We start from the raw sequence: 18,193 nt of genomic DNA on the forward strand, positions 1-18,193 counted from the left end.
TGTTATTTTATCGGCAAAAAAATCCAAAACATTGACCAAAAACCATTTTTTCGTGCATTTTGCACACTGCGTTTATGTGACTAATGATAGTACATAGCAGCCAAGAAACAGTAAGACGGAGAAACTAACATGACGCACGCGCCCGTTGTTGACGTACTTAAAGGTAAGTACGCCGTTGGCGAATCGGTAACCGTTAAAGGTTGGGTGAGAACACGCCGAGATTCTAAAGCCGGTTTATCATTTATCGCGCTACACGATGGTAGCTGCTTCGATCCGGTTCAAGTAATTGCGCTAAACTCTCTGTCAAATTACGCCGACATCCAGCGCCTAACGGCTGGCTGTTCGCTGTCGGTTACCGGCACAGTAAAAGAGTCACAAGGTCAAGGCCAATCCCTTGAGATTGATGCTACAGAAGTCGACGTTATTGGATTAGTAGAAAACCCTGATACGTATCCGATGGCCGCTAAACGACACAGCATCGAATACCTTCGCGAATACGCACACTTGCGCCCTCGTACTAACGTTATTGGTGCGGTAACTCGCGTACGCAACTGTTTATCACAAGCTATCCACCGCTTCTTCCACGAGAAGGGCTATTATTGGATTTCAACGCCTATTTTAACGGCAAGCGATACCGAAGGCGCGGGTGAAATGTTCCGTGTTTCAACCTTAGACATGATGAACCTTCCTCATGACGACAAGGGCAATGTTGATTATTCTGAGGACTTTTTCGGCAAAGAAACCTACCTAACAGTAAGTGGACAGCTTAACGTTGAAACTTATTGTACGGCAATGTCTAAGGTATATACCTTCGGCCCAACCTTCCGTGCTGAAAACTCAAATACGTCACGTCACCTTGCTGAATTTTGGATGATTGAGCCTGAAGTGGCTTTCGCCGACCTAAGCGATGTGGCACAACTTGCAGAAGACATGCTCAAATATGTATGTAAGGCCGTGCTAGAAGAACTTCCCGACGATATGGCGTTCTTCGCCCAGCGAATAAAGAAAGATGCAATAGAGCGTCTTGAAAGCCTAGTGAATTCTGAATTTGTGCGCATGGACTACACTGATGCTATCGAAATCTTACAAAACTGTGGCAAAACCTTTGAATTCCCAGTTGAGTGGGGCATTGACCTCTCATCAGAGCACGAACGCTACCTAGCAGAAGAGCATGTTGGCGCGCCGATTATCATGCAAAACTATCCAAAAGATATTAAAGCCTTCTACATGCGCATTAATGACGACGGTAAAACCGTTGCTGCAATGGATGTATTGGCTCCAGGAATTGGTGAAATTATTGGTGGTTCTCAACGTGAAGAGCGTCTTGATGTTTTTGACGCCCGCCTTGAAGAAATGGAACTATCAAAAGAAGACTACGCGTGGTATCGAGACCTTCGCCGCTATGGCACCGTTCCTCACTCAGGCTTCGGTTTAGGATTCGAACGTTTAGTTGCTTACGTAACTGGAATGCAGAATGTACGTGATGTGATCCCCTTCCCTCGTACACCAGGCAATGCAAGCTTCTAAAAAAGAGTTGCTTTACATGTACCTTTGAAGCCCGCTATTGCGGGCTTCTTTGTTTACGCCAATTCAATTTCAAATGCCTATTTACCTATACTGCTGTATAGGGAAAATACGAAAGATACGTTATGCTTTAGCAATTTCTTAACAAAAATAAATTTAAAAACAATGTTAAATAGAGCTGCCAAACCTTTAGTTAAACTGGTTGAGCGTTATCTCCCCGACCCGTTTGTTTTTGTTCTTATTCTGACTGTTTGCGTCTTTTTAGCCGCTGTAATCATTGAGCAACAACCTGTTGTTACTGTTGTTGAACAATGGGGAAATGGCCTGTGGGGACTACTCACATTTTCTATGCAGATGTTGCTGGTACTTGCCACTGGATTTATGCTGGCTTCTACTGCGTTCATGCGAATGCTGTTAGAAAAGCTGGCTCACCTTGGCAACACGCCGGGAAAAGCAATTCTATTGGTGACCCTTGTTTCACTCTCGGCAAGCTGGATAAACTGGGGTTTCGGATTAGTTGTGGGGGCACTGTTTGCCAAAGCCTTAGCACGAAAAACTCCCGTGGATTATCGACTTCTTGTGGCCAGTGCCTATTCAGGATTTTTGGTTTGGCATGGCGGCCTTGCGGGTTCAGTACCCCTTACTATTGCCACACCGGGTCACTTTAGTGAAAACCAAATCGGTGTAATTAGCACAAGCGATACCCTTTTCAGTGGGTTTAATATTGCGCTGCTTTGCATTCTTTTTATTGTTGTTCCGCTGGTAAATTGGCTAATGCTGCCATCACATCAAGACAGCGTTATTGTCAGCCCAGACAAACTCATCGATAGCATAGAACAAGGCATAGAAAAAGAACGTAGCCTAGAACAAGTAAAAAGCAATGAAAGGCCCGCTGATAAGTTAGAAAACAGTAAAATTCTGGGCATTCTCATTGGCGTTTTGGGGATAGCGTACCTTGTTAATTATTTTATAAAAGACGGCGGTTTAAACCTCAACATTGTGAATACTATTTTCTTGTTTTTGGCTATTGCTCTACACGGTACACCCAAACGTTTGCTGCAAAGTCTGCAGCAGGCAGTGAAAGGCGGCAGTGGAATTATTATTCAGTTTCCTTTTTACGCCGGCATTATGGCCGTCATGGTACAGTCTGGATTGGCTGAAAGTATGTCTCAGTGGTTAATTAGCTTTGCTTCTGCCCAGTCGCTTCCGGTGCTTACCTTTATTAGCGCAGGTATAGTGAACATTTTCGTCCCCTCTGGCGGCGGTCAGTGGGCAGTGCAAGCGCCAGTGGTGCTTCCTGCAGCAGCCGAATTAGGGGCAGATATTTCTCGCATTGCGATGGCCGTTGCTTGGGGTGATGCGTGGACAAATTTAATCCAGCCATTTTGGGCATTACCAGTGCTAGCGATAGCGGGTTTGAAAGCCAAAGACATTATGGGTTTCTGCTTAGTCCAGCTTATCATCACGGGTGTAATAATCGCCTTAGCGCTGCGTTTTTTTTAGTGGGCAAGTAGTTAACGTGTGTACTTACCCAATGAAGATAGTCTATTTATGTATACACTACGCTATTTTGTAGACACTAAATATCAATGCTTTATATTGTTGATATAACACATAACGGATGTCGTTAGCGACTAGTATGGAAAACCCAGAGCAATTAACAATAGTGTGCGACCAATGCCACACTAGTGTGAGTATCCCCACGCTCGCCCATCGTCAACGAGCGACATGCCCCAGATGTGCCCATACGCTGATTTTTTTCAAAAACAATGCCACTGAAAAATTGCACGCTTATGCCCTTAGTGCGTTATTGTTTTTGTTACTTTCGCTGCCCTTTAACTTTCTTACCTTTAAAGCCAGCGGGCAAAAGCACAGCATCGATTTGCCAAGCGGTATCACTGTGCTCATTGAAAACGACTACCTCTCGTTGGCGATTATCACAGGGCTAGCCACCGTTTTATTGCCTGGATTGGTGCTTATTGGCTTAGCCTGGCTTTCTTTCGCGCAACTTAAACAGCAGCGGCCATTCTATCTATATCGTCTATTTTCTCTCGTAAAGGCGCTTCTTCCATGGAGCATGGCAGAAATTTTTTTAATCGGTACTCTTGTTAGCCTAATTAAAATAAACGAGCTAGCCGATGTGACTATTGGGCTATCTTTTTTTGCTTTTGTTGGCTTTAGTGCATTCACTACGCTGGCTATTATGCAATTTGACCCGACACGTTATGAAATGTGGCTAAAACAAGGTAAGCCACCAACGCCAAAGCCATTAACCGTGGCCCAAGCAGACGCCAGTATTCAGCGCACGTGGGCATTGCTTATCACATCGTGCATTTTGTATATCCCTGCCAATTTACTGCCAATTATGTATACTGAAATCTTTGGGCAAGAAACGCCTAACACGATTATTGGTGGAGTAATTTCCTTATGGGAGTCGGGGTCTTACCCCGTGGCTATTATCATTTTAATCGCCAGCGTCGTTGTGCCGGTGGCTAAAATTTTAATATTAGCCTGGCTGAATTATTCAGTTCAGCGACAGCGAACCAACTCGCAACAGTTGCGCACACGATACTATCGACTTACCGAGGGCATTGGGCGGTGGTCGATGATTGACGTTTTTGTGGTAGCAGTACTGGTTTCTCTTATACAAATGGGAAACACGCTATCCATTTATCCTGGCCAAGCGGCTCTCGCATTTTGTGCGGTAGTGTTTATTACAATGATAGCTGCAATGACATTTGACTCACGGCTAATATGGCAGCAGTGGAAGCAATTACCATGACCACAAACGATCCAAATAGTAACGAGGCGACGGTAAAACCAACATCATCTATATCTAGAATATGGTTAATTCCTATTATAGTGGCGCTGATTGGTGGATGGATGGTGTACTACCAATGGACAAATCAAGGTCCGCTTATCACTATCGAGCTGCACTCTGCAACAGGGATAGAGGTCAATAAAACCCCTATCAAAGTGCGAGATCTGGACATTGGTCAGGTTAAGAAAATATCACTAAAGCCAGATCTAGACGGGGTGTTAGTCACCGCTAGAATAGACGCCAGCGCTTCTCACCTACTCAATGAAAATGCAAAGTTTTGGGTGGTAGCACCTCGCATCAGCTTTTCCGAGGTCTCGGGCTTAAACACGTTAATTTCCGGAAGCTACATTGCCATGTCTGCCGATGACAATGGCAAAGAGCAACTTCACTTTAACGCCCTATCTCGACCGCCAGTCACCCCACCTGGCACACCCGGGCTTCACGTGATGCTGCGAAGCGATGATGAGTTTGCTTATAAACCGGGCGACCCTATTATTTACAAGGGTTTTAAAGTTGGCGAGTTTGAAGATGCAACCTTTAACATTGAAGAACGTGTGGTCTATTACGACGCATTTATCGAAGCGCCTTACCATAAGTTAATTACTGTAAATACCCGCTTTTGGGATGTGAGTGGCGTAAAGCTTCAGCTTGAATCTAGTGGCGTTAGCGTTGAAACCGGCAGTCTGGAAACCCTCCTTGCTAACGGTATAACCTTTGGTATTCCCGATGGTGTGCCAAAAGGTGAGCTTGTAGTTGAAAATGCATTTTTCACCATTTACGAAGACAACACGGCCGCTTCAGACGCGCGCTACAAAGTTGCCGCTGAATACCTGCTGTTAATTGATGAAAGTGTCAGAGGCCTCACTGTTGGAGCTCCAGTTGAATATCGCGGCATTGAAATTGGCAATGTAACGGGGATTAACTCGCTGCCTGCGATAGAAGGCAATATATTAGAACAAGACTACCCTATTCCAGTGCTCATCAACATTTACCCAGGCAAAGCTCGACAGCCCGATACCGAAGAGGGGCTGAGTGCCATTAAGCAGACTTTGCGTAACTGGCTAGAGCGAGACTTACGGGCCACGTTGAGAATGGGGAACGTGCTTACCGGAGGTCTATATGTAGACTTACAGCATGTGCCTGATGCAGCGGGTAGTGGCAAAGTTTCGATAGTGAATGGTTACGAAGTTATTCCAACGGTAAGCAATGAATTTACCCAGCTTACGCAAAAAGCAGATGCCATTCTCGATAAGATAAATCAACTGCCGCTCAAAGAAATGGTGGCAAACGTACAGTTAGCGGTAGAGGACATGAAGCTGGCAGCAGAGTCGGTGGAAACCGCAAGCACCGACTTCGACCTTCTTATTGAAGACATTGACGCTAAGGCGCTCAATGGCAATTTAAACCAAGTACTGGTAAGTTTGGACAGTCTACTTAAGAACTATAGTGATGGCGGCTTCAATCAGTCGGAAATAAAAGAGACGGTAGATACGCTGCAAGATACGTTGAGAAACATTCAACCCTTGCTGCTGAAGTTGAATCAGTCACCGAATAGCCTCATCTTTTCAAAAGACGGTGGCGAAGATATTCAGCCTAAAGCACAAGAGAAATAACGATAAAATTAGTTTACAGTGCGTTGAAATATTAGGCTAAATTATCCTTTATTAGTTTAATAGTGTGTTATCTGAACGGAAAATGTATCGCATCGCAAAAAACAGCCATCAATAGCGGCGCGTTGCGATAAGAATTTGCGGAAATTAACGCTTATAAGTTCAGATGAAACGTACACTTGAAGTTTTCGCTTACTCGTCTTTTTGAGAAGCGAAATTGGCGTATTTTGATAGTTAGGGAAAGCGCGTGAAGGGACAAAATAAAATAAAAATGACGACTGGGCTTCTTTCGAAAACCCGACACAATACTTTTGCATTAGTTATTGTTTCGCTATTCTTTGCATTATCTGGCTGCACAAGCACTCAAACGTCTCTCTCTTATTACTTGCTTCATTCTGCAGTTTCATCCACGCAGTCGGAAGGTTCTTTCAAGTCATCAGCAGATTCACCAGAAAAGAGCACCCCACTGCTGATAACGAGTATTACCCTACCCGACTATCTCAAGCATCGAGGGCTGGTGTATCAAGTAAGTGATACAAACCTGCATATTTCTACGACTCACCTTTGGGCAGAACCCTTTGAAGAAGGGCTACGCAAGACGCTACGAGATCAGCTTACCAATGACAATCTAGTAGTACTCACAAATAGAGACTATCAGGGCGAGAGTGCAGTTGAACTTAGCATTCACATTTCCGACTTCGTTAGCACTTTCAATGGCAACGTAGTATTGAAAGGTCATTTTATCGTGTCTACCCAGCAACCAGAAAAAGGTCGCTATCCGTTTTTTATTGAAACAACGCTAGAAGAAGATGGGTTTTCTGCCAGTGTTATCGCCATGCGAAGAGCCTTGGCCGTGTTGTCCACTGAAATTGCAGAAAGTGCTAGAGCTAAATAAGCACAATGATTAGTATTTTTAAAAAATATGTGACGAGCGGCGTCAAGCATCACTATAAAGATGAGACTAACCGCAGGATCATGGTAGTGAATCTATTTTCCGCGGTTGGTGTGTCCATCACCTTCTTTTTAGGAATTAGGGCCCTACTTGCGCAAGAGCTCCCTCTCGCCATCATTCTGCTAACAGCGAGTGTTGTTTTTGCTCTTTCCCAACGCATTCAAATTCAATTTGGTACGCGGCGCTCACGCACAGTGTCTATTACCCTGTTGATATCGTGCTTAATGATTTTGGTATTTCTTTTACTCGTTACCGGCGGAAAAGATAACACCGGGCCTTTATGGATTTACTTGGTCCCGCCGGTGACCATGTTTTTCGCGGGGGTTGTACGAGGTCTTCTTGCGCTACTTTTATTTACCATCGCCTGCACCCTGTTATTCTTTGTTTTCGATGAGTCTTTGCTTATTGCGTCTTACTCCTACGCGTTTAAATCTCGCTTACTCTACTCGTTTTTAACGGTGACATTTCTCTCTGCTTTTTACGAATACAGCAGACAGAAAAGTTACGATATTGCGTTAGATTTGTCAGAACAGTTTGAGCAACAGGCTAATCATGACCACTTAACCAAGCTCGTTAACAGGCGCGGTGCGCAAACCGCATTAGAACGTGAATATGCGCGAATTCAGCGAAGCAGCAACACATTCTCAATAGCCATTGCCGATATAGACAGATTTAAAAGCATCAATGATACATACGGTCACGAAGCCGGCGACGAAGTCCTTCGCAAAATTTCTCGAACGTTTAGTGCTCGACTAAGAAAACAAGATATTCTTGCTCGATGGGGCGGCGAAGAGTTTATGTTTATCTTCCCAGAAACATCCGCTAGCGAAGCTGCGAACGTATTAGAAGCGCTACGCGAGGTCTTAAGCTTTGCGCCTATCGCCATATCGGATCATGATATGCACATTACCAGTAGTTTTGGAGTTTGCGAGATAACCTCCCAAATTCCTTTAGCCGATGGAATACGACATGCAGATATGTCCCTTTACCGCGCAAAGGAGTCTGGCCGCAACAAGGTCGTGGTTTACTCCGACAGGTAAAATAACTGTTTACATTTTTCGATAGTCGATGACATTGTCATAACCCCCCTTCTCCACTAGCGTCTGCGTTTTTAGCTGTCTCAGTGCTTTCTTTGTAAGGTCATGTTTAGTTACAAATATAATAGAAAATGTATCGGTATAAGCGCTAGACTATAGGCAGACTCGGCAACCACATAGACTAAACAATGAAATTGATGAAAATTGTATTACCCATAGGCATTCTTATCCTCGGGTACGCAGGTATGAAAGGTATTGAAGTATCAGCTGCCGACAATACGGCCGCCGAAAAAATTGATACGCGACCTACCGTCACCATCGATTCTTTGATTCCTGAAGACGTAAGAATACAGCTTACGTCATACGGAGAGGTTACCCCCTTAGAAACCACCAACCTTTCAGCACAAGTATCCGGCGAAGTTCAAACATGGAACCCGAAACTTGTCAGCGGCGGTTTAGTGCGCCGGGGAGAAACATTATTTACCATAGAGCCCGACGCCTATGAGGCTGCGCTACTTCTTGCACAAGCTAACGTGGCCAGTGCAGAGGCTCAACTGATCCAAGAAAAAGCGCAGGCGGATGTTGCCGCAAGAGAAGCGAAGACCATGCCCAACTCTAAGGTATCCGACTTATACCTTCGAAAACCACAGGTGATGAGCGCAGAAGCCGGGTTAAAATCAGCTCAAGCTCAACTAAAACTTGCCAAGCGTGACTTAGAGAATTGCAAAGTAAAGGCGCCCTACGATGCCCTTATTGTGTCACGCAATATTAGTACTGGCGATTATGTTACCCAAGGCTCGCCCGTGGCGGTATTAAACAATATTGAGTTTGCAGAAGTGACATTTCCCGTTGCAGGCTTTGATACCAAATTCCTTGACGCCAACTCACTTGGCAGAGAAGTCGTCATATCGGACAACAATGCAGAAGGTATATCGCTCAAAGGGGTTATTCACCGTGATACAGGCGTAGTAGATAATAACACCCGGATGTCTTATTTCGTTGCCCGCATTAGTGACCCCTACGCCATTAACTCTAACGGCCCAACGATAAAGTTTGGTTCTTACGCGTCGGTAACGTTTGAGGGCAAAGTACTAAAAGATGTATTTCGCATTCCTCAAGAGCTGGTTACCAATAGAAAGTTATGGACCTTAGATGCAGATAATAACCTGCATTCAAATAAGGTTAACGTGGTTCGTGAAGACAGTGGGGACTTTTTGATCAAGGGCGACTTTGACCCAAAAAGAGTGGTAATGAATTTACCCGAGTATCCGCAAAACGGCATGGCTGTGAAAGTTATTGAAAACCTTTCCGACTCAGTGACAGCGAAAGCGAACTAATTTAGGAACCGCCATGGAAACTCATAACGACACTCAGCACGGCCTTATCGCTTGGTTTGCGCGAAACTCAGTTGCCGCAAACTTATTAATGGTTTTTATCATTATTATGGGCATTGCCAGTTTTTTAACCATACAACGTCAAATGTTTCCCAACATTGAAATTAACTACATCACCATTAATGCAAATTATCCTGGCGCCTCCCCTCAAGAAATAGAAGAGAGTATCTTTATAAAGATTGAGGAAGCCATTAAAGACATCACAGAAATTAAACGCACGGTTTCTCGGGCGTTTAGAGGTAGCGGCACTGTCAGTCTTGAGATTGAAACAAAAGCAGAGCTCACGGACGTCCTTGATAAGGTAAAACTGCGGGTAGACGGCATTGCTACCTTTCCAGCTGGTATGGAGCCGGTCAATGTTTCGCAGGTAGAGTTTCAACAAGACGTTATTGAAATGCCTTTAGTCGGTAATCTTCCCCTTGCAGATTTAAAGAAAATTGCGAAAGAAATAGAAGATGAGCTATTGCAGCTAGGCAATGTGTCTCTTGTGCAAATGTCAGCACCTGATGACGAAATTGCCATAGAAATAAAGCCAGATACGCTTAGAAAATATAGCCTGTCAATTTCTGATATCACTCGTGCAATCAATAGCTATTCAGCAAACATGTCAGCGGGACAAATTCGCACTAATGCAGGCCTCGTATCGGTACGTGTTGAAAACCAGTTTTACAGCGGTGAAGAATTTGCTGCGATTCCAGTGAAAATAGGCGCGGGTGGTGCTCGCGTGACCCTTGGTGATGTAGCCTATATTAATGACGGCTTCGTAGAGGGCGAAAGATACTTTAAATACAACGGCATGAATGCTATCTCAATGGCGGTCAAGGCCACAAAAACACAAGATACCATTCCCGTTGCAGAAACCGTCAAAGCATACATCGAACAAAAAAATCAGTCATTTACCGAAGATGTACAAATTGAAGTGTTAGTAGATTTAACCTACTACCTTAATGCAAGACTGGACATGATGCTATCAAACCTAATTCAAGGTTCGGTGCTCGTTGCCTTTATGCTCACCTTATTTTTGCGGTTTCGATTGGCGCTATGGGTAATGGTTGGCCTCCCCGTTTGCTTTTTAGGTGCGGTAATGCTGATGCCGTTGTTTGGCATTAGTATCAACATACTCTCTTTATTCGCGTTTATTATGGTGCTTGGGATAGTAGTAGATGACGCCATTGTTATTGGTGAGAGCGCCTATACCGAAATTGAAAATCAGGGCGGCGGTGTAGATAATGTTATTCGCGGGGCCAAGCGTGTAGCAACACCGGCTACATTCGGTGTACTTACCACTATCGCTGTTTTTGCCCCCTTTACGTTAAGCAGCGGGCCCGAGGGTGCATTTTTCTATAATATCGCTGTCGTGGTTATCTTGTGTTTAGCATTTAGCCTTGTTGAATCGAAACTGATATTGCCAGCTCACTTAGCACACACGAACTTTTCCCCTATTAAACCAGACAGCTGGCGCGCGAAATTTAATAAGCGCTTTCAAAGTATTATAAACGGCCCGTACAAACGTACCGTTGAAGCGGCGATCAATGCGCGCTGGGTAGTGTTTATGATGTTTGTTGCTCTTCTTATGATCAGTTGGGGGCTAATAAGCGCCAATTATGTACGTATGGTACCTAACCCTAAAGTCCCCCATGATTTTCCTAGTGTCAGAATAGAAATGAACGAAAATGTCTCTGACCTTGCCACAATTAATGCGTTAAAGGTTGTCGAAAACACCATTCTTAGTGTTGAAGAAGAGCTAATAGAAGAATTTGGCACCGGCATGGTTCGCGACAGACTGGCTTTTAATAACTCCCGCAATGAAGGGCGAATTCTTACTCCATTAGTGAATGAAGATGAACGACCAATCGATACCTTTGAGCTGGCTAGACGCTGGCGAGAGGCTATACCTGAAATTAGCGGCATGAAGTCATTCACGGTTATCGACGATGTTAACGGCGGTGGTGGTGATGACGGCGAATTCGGTTATCTTCTTTTTGGCCCCGATATTGATACGTTGAACGCCGCAGGCTTGAAGTTTATTGAAATGCTTCAGCAGCAGGATGGGCTTTTTGATGTCAGTTCTACTATCGACCCGCCCAGTAAAGAAGTGCAGATGTCATTGTTGCCGGTGGCTTATGATTTAGGGCTTACCCTGTCGAACATTGCATCCCAAGTTGGCGCTGGATTCTACGGTGGTGAAGCACAACGAGTAATACGCAACGGTGAAGAGGTGCGCGTTATGGTTCGCTATCCTGAGCTTACTCGCGAACGATTTGCCGAATTAAAATACTCTCTCATTACCACTCCCACTGGCGAAGAAGTCATGCTTGGCGATGTTGTCGTACTTGAGGAAAAACCAGGTATTAGTTATATCCGCCGAGAAGGTGGATACAGAAGCGTATACGTATGGGGCAATATTGACGAGGAAACCGTTGAGCCAAATGAAGTGGTAGAAGAGATTAAAGAAACCTTATTACCTCAGCTTAAAGAGGAGTTTCCTTCGGTGATGACCGAGCTTGGCGGTGACATTGAAGAACAACAGGCTCAACAAAATGAACAGGTCTTATTTTTCATAGCCGCGATGGTGATGGTGTATATACTTCTTGCTGTGCCGTTAAAAAGCTACGGACAGCCGCTCATTATCATGTCGGTTATTCCGTTTAGTCTTACAGGGGCTATCTGGGGGCATTTTATTTTAGGGTTAGACCTTTCTATGATGTCTACCTTTGGTTTAATCGCCGCCGCCGGTGTTGTTATTAACGACTCCCTGGTAATGACCGACTTTGTTAATCAGCGACGCAGCCAGGGTTACAGTGTAAAACACGCTGTGGTTGAAGCAGGTACAGCGCGCTTTAGGGCTATTACATTAACCTCAATAACCACCTTTGTTGGGGTTTTACCCATCATGTTTGAGACTAGTCTACAGGCGGCCTTCGTAGTGCCAATGGCAGCCGCGCTTGGGTTTGCAGTTCTTTATGCCACCCTAGTTACGCTAATTTTAGTGCCATGCCTCTATTTAATATTACTTGATTTGAGGCTGCCCTTTTCATGGATAAAAAGAAAAGTGTTTGGAAGCAGAGGCCTTAATTCAAATGTGGATATAGGCTCCAGCGAACCTGCTGTTGATAGCAATGGTAGTGATTAGCCTTTGGCCCTCGTTTAAAAAATAGCGCACAGAGCACTGCAAAAACGTTTAACATAGATAAAACGCCCTGAGCAAACGTCAGCCTTATTTTTAAGGCCGACGTTTTTTATAGAGTAAATAAGGAATTTCCATGAGTAATGCGCTAAGTATTCGCCAAGCCACGCCACAAGATATCCATCAAATTCGCCAGTTTATTCTAGAGCTTGCGATCTATGAAAAAGCTGAGCACGAAGTTGAAGCCTCAGAAGCTGACTTACACAACACCCTATTTGGTGATAAAGCCACAGCGCATTGCGTTATTTGTGAAAATGATGGTGCACCAATTGGTTTCGCTGTTTATTTCTTCAACTACTCTACGTGGCAGGGCAAAAACGGACTGTATTTAGAAGACCTTTATGTCTCCCAACAATCTCGTGGGTTAGGTGCAGGTAAAGCCCTACTTCAGCACCTTGCGAATATTGCAGTAACATCAAATTGTGGTCGCTTTGAATGGAGCGTACTTGACTGGAACACACCGGCTATCGATTTCTATGAATCACTAGGTGCAAAAGCGAAAAGTGAATGGTTAGGCTATAGAATGGATGGCGAAACCTTAGTGAATTTTGCCAAAACGGGTCAGTAAGGTGGTATCGAGGTCATTGCCTATTGCAGTAGGCAATGACTATTTATGGGCTGCTTTATATAAAACTGAATGTATCTGAAGACCCTAGCTTGCGTATCTACACAGCACGAGTGCAACAATATTTTGAGTAATTCGCCGCTTGTCGTCTTCGCTTATTGTGTCTTCTATCTTAAACAGCTGCGGCCAAAAACACTGCCCTTTAATTAAGCTGTCGATTTCATTAACCACCTGCTCTGGGTCGTCAAACACCAATCGACCATCGGCTTTTCCCGCTTTAAGCCACCGATGTAACGACGACTCTTGCGCTTTCAGTTGCGCAACTTCGTCTTTCAGTTTTTCTGGTTCGTAAAAGAAATGTCCTATGGCAACACGGGCTAACTCTAAGTGACCTTCGCTACACATAAACGTGACTTCTTGAAAAACAAGCTCTTCTAACTGAGCGTTGAGGGGTAAATCATGCTGATACTCAACCCCAATATTCACCAAAGCGCTCTTCCATTGCTCTTTGATTAAATGCATCACCAATTCTTCTTTTTTTGAAAAATGGTTGTATACCGTTCGCTTCGACACCTGCGCTAGCTCCGCCAGTTTATCCATACTGGTGCCGTTAACCCCAAACTCTTGAAACGCTTGAGTAGCGGCTTGAATGATCGCTTCGCGTTTCTTGTCGCTTCGCTTACGTGTAGTTTCAGTCATTTAATAAAGTCTTAATGAATGTTGTCACTCATTTTACACTGAACAGTTTACTTTTCAATGTGACCAAACTAAAATGCACTCATTAGTTTACTTTGTGAAGAAACACTCGTCGGTCTATCCTGTTTCTTCTACTCCCATTTACTTACTTAATATGGATTACAAAACACTATGTCCATGATGCGAATCTCTCGTACCGCTTTTGTCACCGCCCTCACCTTATTCACACTTGCTGCGTGCACGTCTGAAAAAAGTGAAACATCAGAACCTGACTCACCACGCTATGTGAAGCTTGCTGATGTGAGTAATATTCCTAATTTTGATGAGTTTACGTTTCCGGCTGTGGTATCTGCCGTAAAAACAGTAGATTTGAGTTTTGAAGTGTCTGGACGTCTTATTCAAACCGATCTAGTCACCGGCAACGATATTGAAAAAGGCAAACTGCTTGCAACCATAGACAGAAAGCCCTTTGAACGTCGCATGGAAGAATCAAAAACACGTTTAGAGCAATCTGAGCGTGAGCTTAACCGCATAGAAAAAATGTTTTCGCAAAAGCTAGTGGCGCAAAGCACATTAGATTCAGCAAAAACATCGTATGAGCTAGCAATGCTGGACCTTAAAAACGCAGAGCAAGATTTAAGTTATACCCAACTTTACGCCCCATTTGATGCCAAGCTGTCTCAACGATTGGTAGAGAACAACAGCTTTGTTGCAGCAGGTACACCCATTGCTCGTCTGCAAGACGTGTCAAAAATATACTTTAACATTAACGTGCCAGAGCGTTTGCTTACCGCAAATTTAGGCCGTGGTATTAAGCAAGCCAGCGCAACCCTTGCCACCAATAGAAGCCAATGGTATCCGGTAAGCTATGTAGAACACTCTACTCAACCCGATCCGGTGTCGCAGACTTATGAAGTGGTTTTTGCCATGGAGCCTCGGGATGAATTACCGCTAACACCAGGCGCTCGCGCTATTGTAAAAGTGAGCTTGCAAGGTTCTATGTACCCTGAAGGCCTAGTTGTTCCAGTTAAGTCTTTGGTTGGCGATGAGAACAATGGGTTTGCAGTATGGATTTTTGATAAAGCCACCAGCCGCGTCACTAAGCAAGCGGTGAACGTAAAACACATTGAGAACGAGCTTGCCATCATCGAAGGCGATATTAGTCTAGGTCAGCGAGTTGTATCTGCTGGTGCAACGAAGATGACCGCTGACATGAAAGTACTTCCCTACAAAGGAGAGAAGTAATTCATGGATATAGCACGCTTTTCAATTGATAAGCCGGTTAATGTTTGGCTAATGGTGGTGATACTGCTTTTGGGCGGCATTTTGGCAATGACTAAAATAGGTCGCTTGGAAGACCCTGCGTTTACGATTAAGCAAGTAAAAGTGTATACCGCCTACCCTGGCGCAAGTGCACAAAAAGTAGAACGAGAAGTGACCGAGCGATTAGAAATCGCTATTCAGCAAATGCCTCAGTTGAAGAAAGTAAACTCGGTGTCATCGCCAGGACTATCTGAAATTACCGTTGAAGTTAAAAGTACTTACGACAGTGATGTGCTGCCGCAAATATGGGATGAGCTAAGAAAGCGCATTCGGGATACAGCAAGCTCCCTTCCTACTGGCACTCAAGACCCCGTTGTCTATGATGACTTTGGCGATGTGTACGGTTTGTATTACGCCCTAAGTGCACCTGACTTCGACACACGAGAACTTCGCGAATTTGCACGTATTATTCGCCGCGACCTTCTTACCACAGACGGCGTGGCCAAAGTGAATGTGACGGGTGTACAAAACGAACAGATTGTGGCCTACATAGACCCCTATCAGCTTGCGGGTCTAGGTATTTCTTTTCCAGATTTAGCCTCACTGTTTCAAGACAATCTGCGCCCGTTTAACGGCGGCCGGGTAAAAGTAGATGAAAAAAATGTTCGCATTATCGTCGAGCGTGCTCCCGATAAATTAGAAGAAATATCTAACTTATCTGTGGTAATTCCAGGTACTAATCGTTCCTTGCGCGTAGCAGACATTGCAACGCTTAAACTTGAACCTGCTGATATTCAATCGGTATTAGTGCGTTACAATGGCGCCGAGGCATTAACGTTAAGCGTATCTGCCCTTGCAGACGTCAACATTGTAGATGTGGGCGAGCGTGTTAATGCCAAAGTCGACGAGCTATTAAAGCAACTACCAGTGGGAATTACCCTTACGCCTATTTACGATCAAGCCTCAGTGGTTGACGAGTCGGTAGATGGCTTTATCACCAACCTTGTGATGTCGGTTGCCGTTGTAACCCTGACCTTGTGCCTGTTCATGGGCTGGCGCTCAGGCGTTGTGGTTGGCACCGTATTGCTTGTTACCGTGTTAGGTACAATCCTCATTATGTGGCTAATGGGTATTCAGCTTCAGCGTATATCGTTAGGCGCAATGGTTATTGCCATGGGTATGTTAGTTGATAACGCCATTGTGGTAGCAGAAGGCATGATGCTTAGAATGGCCACGGGCACAACGGCAAAAAGTGCAGCAAGCTTTATTGTAAAACGTACTCAATGGCCATTATTAGGGGCAACAGTAATAGGTATAGCCGCATTCTCAGGCATTGGTTTATCAAATGATGCCACCGGCGAATTCCTTTATTCACTGTTTGCCGTAGTACTCGTGTCGCTTATGATCAGTTGGGTGCTAGCCGTAACGCTAGTACCCGTGCTAGGCGCTTATTTTTATAGAAAAGGCATGTCGCAAGGTGAAAACGACAAGCCATCTGCCATGCTGAGTGCCTTTAAGGGCGCACTATTAAAAGCGCTTAAATTTCGCTGGATAACCATAGCAGCCCTTGTCGTTATTACCGTTGTGGCTTACGGAAGCTTCGGCATGGTAAAGCAAGGCTTTTTCCCACCGTCGAATGCGCCGTTGTTTTTTGTTCATTATTGGGGGCCACAAGACCGCGACATTCGCGCTACTGAAGAAATAGCTCAACTAGCTGAAAAACGCATTCTTGGTATGGAAAACGTGACGGCGGTGACTACTTTTATAGGCCAAGGTGCAGATCGCTTTACTTTGACCTATGCCCCTAAAAGCGCTAACGAAAACTATGCGTTTTTCATGGTGCGGTCAGAAACACTCGATGCTATCCCCTCTATTCAAGCTAAACTTGCTGATAAGCTCAGCGACTTAGATTTTGATGCAAACTTTTACATGGAGCGCATGCAGTTTGGCCCTGGGTCGGGCGCAAAATTAGAGGCTCGCTTTTCAGGGCCTGATGCAGAAGTGTTAAGAGAATTGGCAGAGCAAGCAAAGGCGCTGTTCTTTGACGATGAGCAAATTATTGATGTACGCCATAACTGGCGTGAGAAAGGTTTTGCCATTAATACCCAGTACGACAATTACAACGCTGGTATTGCAGGCGTCTCTCATTCTGACTTTAGCCAAACGGTGCAATATGCAAGTAGTGGTGTACAGCTTGGAACGGTGCAAGACGGCGACTATGCCTACAGTATTATAGCCAAAATGGGTAAGGCAGAAGACACTGAACTTCAGTCTATTCGCGAGTCACAGGTGTGGTCGTCACAGCAACGCCAATATGTGCCATTTACACAGGTATCAAAAGGTCTCGAACTGATTACCGAAGAAATGCGAATTCATCGACGAGATCGCCTGCGCACCATCACGGTTGAAGGTGAACCAGGCCCCAATGAAACCGCTGCAAAAGCATTTGAGAGAATACGTCCTGTGGTTGAATCTATTGAATTGCCGCCAGGCTACCATCTTGAATGGGGTGGTGAATTTGAAAGTTCTGGAGATGCTCAAAAAGCGTTGGGCGCGGGGCTACCTGCAGGCTTTTTAGTGATGTTTATCATATCAGTGCTTCTGTTTGGTCATGCTAGACAGCCGCTTATTATATGGCTAGTAGTGCCAATGGCCGTCGTAGGCGTGGTTTCTGGCTTGCTAGCAACCGACATGCCCTTTGGATTTATGTCATTGCTTGGCTTTTTAAGCTTGTTTGGCATGCTAATTAAAAATGCCATTGTATTGATTGAAGAGATTGACCTTCAAATTGAGGAAGGGCTGGCCATTAGAAAAGCCATTGTAGAAGCTACGTTAAGCCGTGTTAGACCCGTCGCATTAGCTGCTGTAACCACTATTTTAGGTATGGCGCCGCTGTTGTTCGATCCATTCTTTGCGGATATGGCGGTGACCATTATGGGCGGACTGTCTTTTGCTACCGTGTTAACGCTCATCGCTGTACCTGTGCTTTACAGCCTGTTGTTTAAAGTGAGCTACCGTAAATCTTAAGGTTAAGTAGCGGCTAAGAACGAAAGCGATATACAGAAAAAAGCGGCCAAAGTCCCAGTTAGCGGACTGGCCGCTTTTTTGTTTTTTGGTTGTTTAAAAACGTACTTCCCTCACCCT

At 44.7% G+C, this 18,193-nt stretch carries 12 protein-coding genes; 11 read left to right on the top strand and 1 reads right to left on the bottom strand.

Annotated features, from left to right (window positions below; genetic code table 11):
* The first annotated feature begins 129 nt into the window (after positions 1-129).
* The 9 genes from asnS to GTQ48_RS06415 all read left to right on the top strand — a co-directional run bounded on the left by asnS (position 130) and on the right by GTQ48_RS06415 (position 13,093).
* Complete coding sequence (asnS, locus tag GTQ48_RS06375; RefSeq protein WP_163105681.1) at positions 130-1,527, top strand: asparagine--tRNA ligase; 1,398 nt, start codon at positions 130-132, stop codon at positions 1,525-1,527.
* 162 nt (positions 1,528-1,689) lie between these two features.
* Positions 1,690-3,027 carry a short-chain fatty acid transporter gene (locus GTQ48_RS06380; RefSeq protein ID WP_163105682.1) on the top strand — a complete coding sequence of 446 codons (1,338 nt, stop codon included), beginning with the start codon at positions 1,690-1,692 and terminating at the stop codon, positions 3,025-3,027.
* Positions 3,028-3,163: 136 nt separating this feature from the next.
* The gene (locus tag GTQ48_RS06385) at positions 3,164-4,306 is read left to right on the top strand and encodes a paraquat-inducible protein A (RefSeq protein WP_163105754.1); all 1,143 of its coding nucleotides are present in this window, start codon (positions 3,164-3,166) and stop codon (positions 4,304-4,306) included.
* Positions 4,303-5,958 carry an intermembrane transport protein PqiB gene (gene pqiB / locus GTQ48_RS06390; protein WP_163105683.1) on the top strand — a complete coding sequence of 552 codons (1,656 nt, stop codon included), beginning with the start codon at positions 4,303-4,305 and terminating at the stop codon, positions 5,956-5,958. The genes GTQ48_RS06385 and pqiB overlap by 4 nt, the downstream gene beginning before the upstream one ends.
* 244 nt (positions 5,959-6,202) lie before the next feature.
* On the top strand, positions 6,203-6,850 hold the full coding sequence (locus tag GTQ48_RS06395; RefSeq protein WP_163105684.1) for an ABC-type transport auxiliary lipoprotein family protein: 648 nt from the start codon (positions 6,203-6,205) through the stop codon (positions 6,848-6,850).
* Positions 6,851-6,855: 5 nt separating this feature from the next.
* Positions 6,856-7,947, top strand: a complete 1,092-nt coding sequence (locus GTQ48_RS06400; RefSeq protein WP_163105685.1) for a diguanylate cyclase — start codon at positions 6,856-6,858, stop codon at positions 7,945-7,947.
* A 185-nt stretch (positions 7,948-8,132) separates the two neighbouring features.
* Entirely contained in the window at positions 8,133-9,281 is a 1,149-nt protein-coding gene (locus GTQ48_RS06405; RefSeq protein WP_163105686.1) for an efflux RND transporter periplasmic adaptor subunit, read from the top strand.
* 13 nt (positions 9,282-9,294) lie between these two features.
* Positions 9,295-12,471, top strand: coding sequence for an efflux RND transporter permease subunit (locus tag GTQ48_RS06410; protein WP_163105687.1), 3,177 nt, complete (start codon positions 9,295-9,297; stop codon positions 12,469-12,471).
* A gap of 130 nt (positions 12,472-12,601) precedes the next feature.
* Positions 12,602-13,093 (top strand): GNAT family N-acetyltransferase, encoded by a 492-nt coding sequence (locus GTQ48_RS06415; RefSeq protein WP_163105688.1) that lies wholly within the window; start codon positions 12,602-12,604, stop codon positions 13,091-13,093.
* A gap of 84 nt (positions 13,094-13,177) precedes the next feature.
* Here the strand turns inward: GTQ48_RS06415 and GTQ48_RS06420 are convergent, their stop codons facing one another.
* Positions 13,178-13,789: a TetR/AcrR family transcriptional regulator gene (locus GTQ48_RS06420; protein WP_163105689.1), complete on the bottom strand. Its 612-nt coding sequence runs from the start codon at positions 13,787-13,789 to the stop codon at positions 13,178-13,180.
* 168 nt (positions 13,790-13,957) lie between these two features.
* Here GTQ48_RS06420 and GTQ48_RS06425 point away from each other — a divergent pair, with 168 nt between their 5' ends.
* Together GTQ48_RS06425 and GTQ48_RS06430 are read left to right on the top strand one after the other, a co-directional pair.
* Entirely contained in the window at positions 13,958-15,031 is a 1,074-nt protein-coding gene (locus tag GTQ48_RS06425) for an efflux RND transporter periplasmic adaptor subunit (RefSeq protein WP_420837594.1), read from the top strand.
* Between the two features lie 3 nt (positions 15,032-15,034).
* Positions 15,035-18,076: an efflux RND transporter permease subunit gene (locus GTQ48_RS06430; protein WP_163105690.1), complete on the top strand. Its 3,042-nt coding sequence runs from the start codon at positions 15,035-15,037 to the stop codon at positions 18,074-18,076.
* Positions 18,077-18,193: the final 117 nt, after the last annotated feature.

Source organism: Alteromonas genovensis (genome assembly GCF_010500895.1).
Classification (GTDB): Bacteria; Pseudomonadota; Gammaproteobacteria; order Enterobacterales; family Alteromonadaceae; genus Alteromonas; species Alteromonas genovensis.